1 pseudogene is annotated in these 1,202 nt (G+C 80.2%); it reads left to right on the forward strand.

The features are described 5' to 3' along the window. Positions 1–338: 338 nt before the first annotated feature. Positions 339–1,202: pseudogene (locus AB0M20_RS44635) on the forward strand (hypothetical protein); the annotation flags it as partial.

Below are 1,202 nucleotides of genomic sequence, written 5' to 3' on the forward strand. Positions count from 1 at the left end.
GGGCCCCGCACCGGGCCACTGCCGTCCCCGGCCATCGGGGGGCGGGGGCCGGGCGGGGCCCCGGGGGCTCGGCCGCTGTGGGGCGGCAACCAAGCGCGCGCGAGCGGGGGACGACCGACGTCCGGCGGCGCGACACGGCCCGCCATCTGCCGGCTGATCTCACCGGTCGGCTGCGGCCTGCGGATCTCACCGGTCGGCAGCGGCATCTGACGGCCGAGGTCACCGGTCGGCTGCGGCCTGCCGATCTCACCGGCCGGCAGCGGCCCTCGAATGTCCCCGCTCGGGTGCGGCCCGCGAATGTCCCCAGTGGGGTGCGGCCCGCGAATGTCCCCGGTCGGGTGCGGTCTGCGGATGTCGCCGGTCGGCTGCGGGCGGCCCGGCGGCAGGGCGTGCCCCCGGCCGGTTCCGCTCTGGTCGGGACGCTGCTGGTCGGGACGCTGCTGGTCGGGACGCTGCCGGCCGGGCTCCTCGGGAGGGCGACCGGTCCGGGGCACTCGTCCGGTGCCGCGCGGGCCGGCGACCCGGCCGGTGCCCTCGCCCGGCCGCTGGATCACGCCCGACGGGCTGTCCGCCATCGCGCCGGCGCGGCCCGGCACCGCCGGCGCCCGAGCACCCTCGCGCCCGGGCACGACGGGCGGCAGGACCGGCGCCGTCGCACGCGCGGGCTGGTTGGTGGGGCGAGCGCCGGGCCGTCCGGCAGCACCCATCGCCGCGGTGCCCGCGGCCGGGCGCACCGGGCCGGTGCCGCCGCGCCCGGGCGGCATGCCGCCGCCGGACCGCGAACCACCGCCGGGCGGCTGGCCATCGGGAAACCGGTCACCAGGAGGCTGGCCACCGGGGACATGACCCCCGGGAATCCGGCCACCGGGAACCTGGCCACCGGGAATCCGGCCACCGGAAACCTGGCCACCGGGAATGCGGCCCCCGGAGGTCTGAGCACCGGGCCGGACACCGGGAACTGGGCCACCGGACGTCGGACCGCCCGGGATCCGGCCACCAGACGACGGACCGCCGGGGATCTGGCCGCCCGGCGCCGGACGCTGGCTCTGCGGGATCGGGCCGGTGCGGTGGCCGGGCTCGGGGATGCCGTGCCGCCCGGTTCCCTCGCCGGGCCGGCCCGCGCCGCGGCCGTCCGGTTCGACCTTCGCGAACTCGCCGCTGGAGTGCCGGCCGCCCGACGTCGGCCGGCTGACCGGCCCGGT

Origin of the sequence: Actinoplanes sp. NPDC051633 (assembly GCF_040681735.1) — a bacterium.
Lineage (GTDB): Bacteria > Actinomycetota > Actinomycetes > Mycobacteriales > Micromonosporaceae > Actinoplanes.